The organism is Janibacter sp. CFPM2_SD2, assembly GCF_057364645.1.
In genome coordinates, this window is sequence record NZ_JBNFOF010000129.1 from 1 (window position 1) to 9200 (window position 9200).

Genomic DNA, 9200 nt, shown 5'->3' on the forward strand with positions numbered 1-9200 from the left:
GTGCCGGCGCTGCTCGCCACCGACGCGCGGCGTGGCGGGCGGAGCACCGAGCCGCACTGCTGGCTGCGCACGACGTGAGCGGTGCCCCCCTTCGTCCTGACCATCGCGCGGGTCGCCCCGCAGAAGGGCATCGACGTGCTCGCCGCGGCCGCCGACGGCGCCCCGGGAACGTGGGGGCTCGTCGGACCGGGCCAGGAGACGCTGACGACAGGGGGAGCACTGCACCTGCTCGGGGAGGCCGCCGACGTCACGCCGTGGCTGCTCGCCGCCGACGTGCTCGTCGTGCCGAGCGAGTGGGAGGCGCGAGCGCTCGTCGTGCAGGAGGCGATGGCGGCCGGCACACCGGTCGTCGCCCGCCGGGGTCGGCGGGCTGCCCGACCTGCTCGACGGTGTCGGGCTGCTCGTCGACGGTCCGCAGACGGAGGCGGCCGGACCACTCGCCCGCGCGTCGAGGCGGTCCTCGACCACCCCGAGCGGGCGGCACGCGCCGCGGACGCCGCCCGGGAGCGGCGCGTGGCTGGGACGGGCTCGAGTCCAGCGCGACTCGCTGGGTGCTGCGTTACCGAGCACTCGCCCACGTGACGTAGATTGGAACCCCGTGGTGGCACTGACGAAACACATCTTCGTGACCGGAGGAGTCGTCTCCTCACTCGGCAAGGGACTGACGGCCTCGAGTCTCGGGCACCTGCTTCGAGCGCGTGGCCTGTCGGTCACGATGCAGAAGCTGGATCCCTACCTCAACGTCGACCCGGGGACGATGAACCCCTTCCAGCACGGTGAGGTCTTCGTCACCGAGGACGGGGCCGAGACCGACCTCGACATCGGGCACTACGAGCGCTTCCTCGACACCAACCACGACGGCTCCGCCAATGTGACGACCGGTCAGGTCTACAGCCGGGTCATCGCGCGCGAGCGCAAGGGCGAGTACCTCGGCGACACCGTCCAGGTCATCCCGCACATCACCAACGAGATCACCTCGCGGATGCGGGCACCCGCCGCCGGCAGCCCCGGCGTCGACGACGCGAGCGCGCCCGACGTCATCATCACCGAGATCGGTGGCACCGTCGGCGACATCGAGTCGCTGCCCTTCCTCGAGGCCGCTCGCCAGGTACGCCACGAGCTCGGCCGCGACAACTGCTTCTTCCTGCACGTCTCGCTCGTGCCCTTCATCGCGCCGAGCGGCGAGATGAAGACCAAGCCGACGCAGCACTCCGTCGCTGCCCTGCGCCAGGTCGGCATCCAGCCCGACGCGCTCGTGCTGCGCGCCGACCGCGAGATCCCCGCCGACATCAAGCGCAAGATCTCGATGTCGTGCGACGTGGAGAAGGACGGCGTCGCTGCGTGCGTCGACGCCCCGAGCATCTACGACATCCCCAAGGTGCTGCACCGCGAGCACCTCGACACCTTCGTCATCCGTCGCCTCGGGCTCAACTTCACCGACGTCGACTGGGGCAGCTGGGACACCCTGCTGCGGCGCGTGCACCAGCCCCGCCACGAGGTCGAGGTCGCGCTCGTCGGCAAGTACATCGACCTGCCCGACGCCTACCTCTCGGTCACCGAGGCGTTGCGCGCGGGTGGCTTCCACAACGACGCCAAGGTGCGCATCCGCTGGGTGCCCTCCGACGACTGCGAGACGCCGGCCGGGGCGAGCAAGGCCCTCGGCGGGGTCGACGCGGTCCTCGTGCCGGGCGGCTTCGGCGTGCGCGGCATCGAGGGCAAGCTCGGTGCGCTGCGCTGGGCCCGCGAGCAGCAGGTGCCCACGCTCGGCATCTGCCTGGGCCTGCAGTGCATGGTCATCGAGTACGCCCGCAACGTCGCCGGCATCGCGGGTGCGAGCTCGACCGAGTTCGACCCCGCCTCGAGCGCGCCGGTCATCGCGACGATGGAGGAGCAGAAGTCCTTCGTCGACGGGGCCGGCGACCTCGGCGGCACGATGCGCCTGGGCTCCTACCCGGCCGACCTGCGCGAGGGCTCGGTCACCGCGCAGGCCTACGGGTCGACCCAGGTCACCGAGCGGCACCGCCACCGCTACGAGGTCAACAACACCTACCGCGAGCAGCTCGAGCAGGCGGGCCTCGTCGTGAGCGGCACCCACCCGCAGCTCGGGCTCGTCGAGTTCGTCGAGCTGCCGCGCGAGGTGCACCCCTACTACGTCTCGACCCAGGCGCACCCGGAGTTCAAGTCGCGGCCCGACCGCGCGCACCCGCTCTTCATCGGGCTCATCGGTGCGGCCGTGCAGGCCCAGCGTGACGCGCGCCTGGTCGAGGTCGAGCCGCCGGTGGAGGCGGTCGAGGCGGCCGAGGCGGAGACCGCGGACGTCGAGGCCTGATGGCCGACGAGACGGTGCCGTTGCGCGACGAGCTGCTCACCCGCTCGGTGACCTCCAGCGAGGTGGTCTTCGAGGGCGCGGTCTGGGATGTGCGTCGTGACACCTTCGAGCTCGAGGGCGAGACCCTGGTGCGCGAGGTCGTCGACCACCCGGGTGCCGTCGCCGTCCTGGCCCTCGATGAGCAGGACCGCGTGCTGCTCATCCGGCAGTACCGTCACCCCGTCTCGGCCAACGAGTGGGAGATCCCCGCCGGCCTGCTCGACATCGCGGGTGAGGACCCGCTCGTCGGCGCGCAGCGCGAGCTGGCTGAGGAGGCCGACGTCACGGCCGACGAGTGGGCGGTCCTCGTGGACTACTTCACCTCGCCCGGTGGCATGGACGAGGCGATCCGCGTCTACCTCGCGCGGGGGCTGCGTCCCGTGCCCGAGGGCGAGCGGCACCAGCGAGAAGGGGAGGAGGCGCACTTGCTCCAGCGGCGCGTCCCCCTCGACGAGGTCGCCGCGGCGGTCCTCGCCGGGGACCTGCACAACTCCACCCTCGTCATCGCGACGATGACGGCCCGGGCGTCCCGAGAGGGCGGCTGGACCTCCCTTCGTCCTGCCGACAGCCCGTGGCCCGAGCACCCCGGCCGCAGGGAGGGCCCGACCGGCTGATCAACCCGTTGGCCCGGCACCCGCCGGGCTCCGTAGGATGGACCGGCCCGCGCGACCCGCCGGGCGACCCGAAGGACAAGGAAGAACACCCCGTGCTCCGCACCCACGACGCCGGCACCCTGCGTGCCGAGCACTCCGGCCAGACCGTCACCCTCACCGGCTGGGTGGGCCGCCGTCGTGATCACGGTGGCGTGGCCTTCCTCGACCTGCGCGACGCGTCGGGCGTCGCCCAGGTCGTCGCTCGCGACGAGGTCCTGACGGGTGCGGCGCAGACCTGCGCAACGAGTACGTCATCAAGGTCGTCGGCGAGGTCGCCCCGCGCGACCCCAAGGACGTCAACCCCAACGTGCCGACCGGCGAGATCGACGTCGTCGCCAGCTCCATCGAGGTGCTCTCCGAGGCCGCCCCGCTGCCCTTCCAGATCGACGAGCGCGTGAGCGTCGGCGAGGAGGCCCGCCTCAAGCACCGCTACCTCGACCTGCGCCGCCCGGGCGCCACGAGCGCCGGCGCCGGTCTGCGCCTGCGCAGCAAGGTCAACGCCGCGGCCCGCTCGGTGCTCGCCGAGCGCGACTTCGTCGAGATCGAGACCCCGACCCTCACCCGCTCCACGCCCGAGGGTGCCCGCGACTTCCTCGTGCCGGCCCGCCTGGCGCCGGGCGAGTGGTATGCCCTGCCGCAGAGCCCGCAGCTCTTCAAGCAGCTGCTCATGGTCGCCGGCATGGAGCGCTACTACCAGATCGCCCGCTGCTACCGCGACGAGGACTTCCGCGCCGACCGGCAGCCGGAGTTCACCCAGCTCGACATCGAGATGTCCTTCGTCGAGCAGGACGACGTCATCGAGCTCGGCGAGTCCATCGCCAAGGCCGTGTGGGCGACCATCGGTGTCGACCTGCCGACCCCCTTCCCGCGGATGACCTATGCCGAGGCCATGGAGCGCTACGGCTCCGACAAGCCGGACCTGCGCTTCGGGGTCGAGCTCGTCGACTGCACGGAGTACTTCGCCAACACCCCCTTCCGCGTCTTCAAGAACGACTACGTCGGCGCGGTCGTCATGCCCGGTGGCGCCAGCCAGCCGCGGCGCCAGTTCGACGCCTGGCAGGAGTGGGCCAAGCAGCGCGGCGCCAAGGGTCTGGCCTATGTCACCGTCGGCGAGGACGGCGAGCTCGGCGGCCCGGTCGCCAAGAACATCTCCGACGAGGAGAAGGCCGGCCTGGCCGCGCACGTGGGTGCGGCCCCCGGCGACTGCATCTTCTTCGCGGCCGACAAGCCCAAGGCCGCCCGCGCGCTCCTCGGCGCGGCCCGGCAGGAGATCGCGCAGCGCTGCGAGCTCATCGACGAGAACGCCTGGTCCTTCCTCTGGGTCGTCGACGCGCCCCTCTTCGAGCCGGCCGGTGACGCCGTCGCCGCCGGTGACGTCGCGGTGGGTGCCGGCGCGTGGACCGCGGTCCACCACGCCTTCACCAGCCCGAAGGAGGAGTTCCTCGACACCTTCGACACCGACCCCGGACCGGCGCTCGCCTATGCGTACGACATGGTCTGCAACGGCAACGAGATCGGTGGCGGGTCGATCCGTATCCACCGCAAGGACGTGCAGGAGCGCGTCTTCAAGGTCATGGGCCTGGACGAGGAGTCGGCGCAGGAGAAGTTCGGCTTCCTGCTCGAGGCCTTCAAGTACGGCGCCCCGCCGCACGGCGGCATCGCCTTCGGCTGGGACCGGATCTGCATGCTCCTGCTCGGTGCCGACTCGATCCGCGACGTCATCGCCTTCCCCAAGTCCGGCGGCGGCTACGACCCGCTGACCGACGCGCCTGCCCCGATCACCGCGGAGCAGCGCAAGGAGGCGGGCATCGACGCCACGCCGAAGCGTGACGAGGACGAGCAGGCGGGGGCCTGATCCGATGAGCCGGCCGGTCGACGTGCTCCTGTGGGACTGCGACGGCGTCCTGCAGCACGGGCGCTTCGACTGGCGCGAGCGGCTCGACGGTGCAGTGCGTCCGGGCTTCGCCCGGCGCGTCTTCGAGGCTGAGCTGCCCGCGCTGCGGGGTGAGCGGTCGCTGCGCGCGGTGCTCGAGGAGCTGCTCAGCCTCGAGCAGGAGCAGACCGGCCACGTCCCGCTGACGGTCGACGACCTGCTCTCGATCTGGGAGCAGTTCGACCTCGACCCCGAGGCGGTCGCGGTGCTCACCGCCGTGCGTGACCTCGGGGTGCCGTGCATGCTGGCGACCAACCAGCAGGACCACCGCGTGCAGCACATGCGCGAGGTGCGTGGTTACGACGACCTCGTCGACGGCTCCTACTACTCGAGCGAGATCGGGGCGATGAAGCCCGACCGGGTCTTCTTCGAGCGGGTGCTCGACGACCTCGGCCTGCCTGGGGAGCAGGTGGGCTTCGTCGACGACGTGCCGGCCAATGTCGAGGCGGCCCGGTCCGTCGGGATCCGCGCCGTGCTCCACGACCCGGAGTCCGGCGCCGAGGGACTCGTCGCGGATCTCACCCCGCTCGTGCCCGAGCTGGCCGACCTGGCCGCACGACCATAAGGAAATGCGGTCTTGGGGCAGGCCCGGCGCGCGAGCTTAGGGAGATGCGGACTCGAGGCGATCGAGGAAGGCCGTCTGGGCGGCGACGACGAGCTCTCGGGCGGCGTCGAGATCGTGCCACTCGCCCCTGTCGAGCTCGGGGAAGGACTGGCGCCGACCGGACCTCGGAGGCCACTCCAGCTCGAAGCTGTTGCTCTCGACGAGTGTGACGTCCGCCCCCTTCGTCACCTCGATGGCCCAGGCGTGCACGACCTTGCCGCCGGACTGGCGCACCTGACCGAGGGGCAGGCGCGGTCCGTCCGGGGCGGTCGCGCCGGTCTCCTCGGCGAACTCCCGCTCGGCGGCGGCGAGCAGGTCCTCGTCCGGCTCGACCTCGCCCTTGACGATGGTCCAGCGCGGGGCCGGCGGGCCCACAGCGGGCCGCCCATGTGGCCGAGCCAAACCTGCGTCCCGCCCTCGCCGCGGACGAAGGGGAGCAGTCCGGCACTCGTGCGCGGCACGTCAGGCCTCGGCCAGGATCGTCTGGACCCGCCGCAGGTCGGCGGTGATCTCGTCGGCCGAGCGGTGGCGGGTCACGGGGTGGCGGGTGAGGCCGGACAGGGCCTCGCGGGCCTGGGCCATGACCTCGCTCTGGCCGCGGACGCGGGGGTTCCACGTGGCGCCGAGGACCTGGTAGCCGATCGCAGCGAGCACCTGCTCCATCCGGCGGTAGGGCGCGACGGCCTCGGGAGCGTCGGCGTGGGCTCGGGCGGCCACCCGGTCGGACTCGAGCAGCTCGACGTAGAGCTGCTTGCAGTGGTCCAGGTGCGCGGCCATGCCCTCGTCGGTGCGCGTGCGCCGCTCGGCGAGGTCGGCGAGGACGTCGTCGAGAGCGAGCACGACGCGGCGGGCGTGGGCGCGCAGCAGCAGCTCGGGCCGACCGAGGCGGCTCGAGACGACGAGCACGACGACGGCCGCGCCGACGCCGATGAGGGTGTCGACGGCTCGGTCGAAGACGATCGTGTCGGGGTCCATGCCGGTCACCGACTCGGAGATCTGCAGGGCCAGGGGGGTGAGGAAGATGACGGCAAGCGCGTAGTTGCGTGTGATGAGCAGCTCGACGAGCAGCTGGAAGCCGATGATGATCGCGATGATCCACCAGTGGCCCGGGTCGAGCCGCAGGAGCAGGGCGAAGACGAGCAGACCGGCGGCGGTGCCGATGGTGCGCTGGAAGGCCCGGTGGAACTGCACCGAGCGGGTGCCCCCCGTGTGGACGACGAGCACCGCGAAGGCGGCTGCCCAGTAGGCGTGGGCGTTGTCCATGGCCAGCGCGATGCCACCGGCGAGGAGGGTCGCTGCGGCGACCCGAGCGGCGACGAGGAGGTCTTCGCTGGGCCAGCGCAGGGCCTGCCGCAGGGACCACGCGGCGCGTGGACGGCCGAGCGAGACCTGGCGCACCCGGGCCGCCTCGTGCAGCGCGAGCTCGGCGGTCACCTCGGCGTCCGGTCCGTCGACGGCTCGGGAGACGGCGCTGGCATATCGACTGTGCACACGCTGCAGCCGGCCGCCGAAGCGGTCGTCGGAGCCGCCGTCGGTCACCGCGGTCCACGCGTCGTTGAGTGCCCGGGCCGCGCTGCGGCGGGCGGACGCGACCCGAGCCGGGTCACGCTCCTCGAGGTAGGCCTCGACGACCTGCTCGGCGTGGGTCACCGCCGCGTCCTCGATGCCGTGGGCCCGCAGCCAGAAGTCGGAGGTGCCGACCACGATGGCCGACAGGACACCGGTGCCGGCGATGCCGAGGAGGGTCGTGGCCGGGGTGCCGTGGCTCGCTGCGAGGCTGCCGATCCCGCAGACGAGCGCGAAGAAGAAGCCCCCGGGTGGGCCGACCTGGAGGGTGTAGGTGAGCACGGCGGCCACCGTCGCGGCGAGCGCCATCGCGATGATCGCGAGGACCGCGTGACCGGCGAGGGCGATGCCGAGGGCCATCGAGGCCAGCAGGCCCAACCCCGCGAGCGGCGTGATGACGAAGCGCCGTCGGACGGGGGCCGAGGCGCCGTAGAGCACGGCGAAGACGCCCATGCCGGCGAGGAATCCCTGCTGGGCGTGACCGGCGAGAGTGAAGCCGACGAGTGGCAGGGCGACGGCGATCGCGGCTCGCCCGGCGACCCAGCGGCGCTGCGGTCCGGGGTTCCAGCCGACGAGCGGGCGCAGGTACTCGCTGACCACTCCGGCCATCAGGCCAACCTCCCGCTGCTCCACTCGGCGTGCACGACGTATCCCAGTGAACGGTAGATCTCGCGCGCCCGGTCGTTGCGCGAGTACATGCCGAGCGTGGACCACCCGTGCTCGGCCACCGCGACACGGGTCAGCTCGGCGGTCACGGCCCGCCCGAGACCGAGCCCGCGCGCGGACGGGACGACGGTGATGCCGGCGAGGACGGGGGCTCCGGAGGACTCCGGCTCGCAGCAGCCGACGGCGAGGAGGGCGCCGCGCTCGTCGCGCACCCGACCCACCGCTGGCGAGGTCGGGCGAAGGGCTGCCCGTCGGTCCCGGGGTTGTGCTCGTCGAGCAGGGCCTGGATCTCGGCCCGGTCGGCGGCCGGCAGCTCGACGAGCCCGCGGGGCGCGGCCACCGGGACCACCTCGGTCGTCGACATGAACTCCCAGCGCGAGGGCTCGCCGGCGATCAGCCCGAGGTCCTCGGCCGTGCGCGGCAGGGTGACGGCGTTCGCTCCCTTCGCCCGGGCCCGGTCCGACCACGAGGCGAAGGGGGGAGGACGCCGCGAGCTCACGAAGAAGGGGTGCGTCGCCCCGGAGCATGAGGGAGATGCCGTGCGTGTGGGTGGGGCGCACGAAGGCGACGGCCCAGCGGCCGTCGCGGCGCAGCCCGAGCGCGGGCTCGTCGACGGTCGGGGTGGCCTCGGCGCGCACGGCCGGGTCCTGGTCGGTGAAGCTGAGCAGGCGGTCCATCGGGACCTCGGTGAGGGTGGTCTGGTCGGGGTGTCTGCTCACCGGGATAGCGTGCCACTCGTGGTCTCCGACGATCTCTTCGCCTCCGCCAACGACGACACGGAACCCACCGGCGCCGATCTCAACGCGCCGCTGGCCGTGCGCATGCGTCCGCGCACCCTCGACGAGGTGCGTGGGCAGCGCGAGGTGCTGCGCCCCGGCTCGCCGCTGCGGCGGCTCGTGGAGGGCAGCGTCAACGCGGTGGCGGGCCCGATGTCGGCGATCATCTGGGGCCCGCCTGGCACCGGCAAGACGACCCTGGCGCACCTCTCGCGACGGCGGCGGACCGGGACTTCGTCCAGCTCTCGGCGGTGACGGCGGGCGTCAAGGACGTGCGGGCGGTCATGGAGCGCGCGGCGACCAACCGCTCGATGTACGGCCGGCAGACGGTGCTCTTCCTCGACGAGATCCACCGCTTCAGCAAGGCGCAGCAGGATGCGCTGCTGCCCGGCGTGGAGAACCGCGAGGTGGTCCTCGTCGCCGCGACGACGGAGAACCCGTCCTTCTCGGTCATCGCCCCGCTGCTCTCGCGCTCGATCCTCGTCACCCTCGAGTCGCTGACCCGTGAGGAGGTCGGCGAGGTGCTCGACGCCGCGGTCGCCGACGAGCGCGGTCTGGCCGGGGGCTACGAGCTGGCCGACGACGCCCGCGAGCACCTCGTCGCGATCGCCGGTGGCGATGCGCGGCGCGCGCT

At 72.6% G+C, this 9200-nt stretch carries 7 protein-coding genes and 2 pseudogenes; 6 read left to right on the plus strand and 3 right to left on the minus strand.

Annotated features, from left to right (window positions below; all coding sequences use genetic code 11):
* Positions 1-81: 81 nt before the first annotated feature.
* The 5 genes and pseudogenes from AC2W7J_RS12170 (at position 82) to AC2W7J_RS12190 (ending at position 5519) form a co-directional block, all read left to right on the plus strand.
* Positions 82-582 carry a glycosyltransferase gene (locus AC2W7J_RS12170; protein ID WP_485982693.1) on the plus strand — a complete coding sequence of 167 codons (501 nt, stop codon included), beginning with the start codon at positions 82-84 and terminating at the stop codon, positions 580-582.
* Positions 583-598: 16 nt separating this feature from the next.
* Positions 599-2329 (plus strand): CTP synthase, encoded by a 1731-nt coding sequence (gene pyrG, locus AC2W7J_RS12175; RefSeq protein ID WP_485982695.1) that lies wholly within the window; start codon positions 599-601, stop codon positions 2327-2329.
* Positions 2329-2982 (plus strand): NUDIX domain-containing protein, encoded by a 654-nt coding sequence (locus AC2W7J_RS12180; RefSeq protein WP_255183614.1) that lies wholly within the window; start codon positions 2329-2331, stop codon positions 2980-2982. The genes pyrG and AC2W7J_RS12180 overlap by 1 nt, the downstream gene beginning before the upstream one ends.
* A gap of 92 nt (positions 2983-3074) precedes the next feature.
* Positions 3075-4876: pseudogene (gene aspS, locus AC2W7J_RS12185) on the plus strand (aspartate--tRNA ligase).
* A 4-nt stretch (positions 4877-4880) separates the two neighbouring features.
* The gene (locus AC2W7J_RS12190) at positions 4881-5519 is read left to right on the plus strand and encodes an HAD family hydrolase (RefSeq protein WP_485982697.1); all 639 of its coding nucleotides are present in this window, start codon (positions 4881-4883) and stop codon (positions 5517-5519) included.
* A gap of 36 nt (positions 5520-5555) precedes the next feature.
* Here the strand turns inward: AC2W7J_RS12190 and AC2W7J_RS12195 are convergent, their stop codons facing one another.
* The 3 genes from AC2W7J_RS12195 to AC2W7J_RS12205 all read right to left on the minus strand — a co-directional run bounded on the left by AC2W7J_RS12195 (position 5556) and on the right by AC2W7J_RS12205 (position 8509).
* Positions 5556-5933, minus strand: a complete 378-nt coding sequence (locus AC2W7J_RS12195) for an NUDIX domain-containing protein (RefSeq protein ID WP_485982699.1) — start codon at positions 5931-5933, stop codon at positions 5556-5558.
* An 87-nt stretch (positions 5934-6020) separates the two neighbouring features.
* Entirely contained in the window at positions 6021-7733 is a 1713-nt protein-coding gene (locus AC2W7J_RS12200) for an FUSC family protein (protein ID WP_485982701.1), read from the minus strand.
* Complete coding sequence (locus tag AC2W7J_RS12205; RefSeq protein WP_485982703.1) at positions 7733-8509, minus strand: GNAT family N-acetyltransferase; 777 nt, start codon at positions 8507-8509, stop codon at positions 7733-7735. The genes AC2W7J_RS12200 and AC2W7J_RS12205 overlap by 1 nt, the downstream gene beginning before the upstream one ends.
* Before the next feature lie 18 nt (positions 8510-8527).
* Between AC2W7J_RS12205 and AC2W7J_RS12210 the strand changes: the two are divergent.
* A pseudogene (locus AC2W7J_RS12210) lies at positions 8528-9200 on the plus strand (AAA family ATPase); the annotation flags it as partial.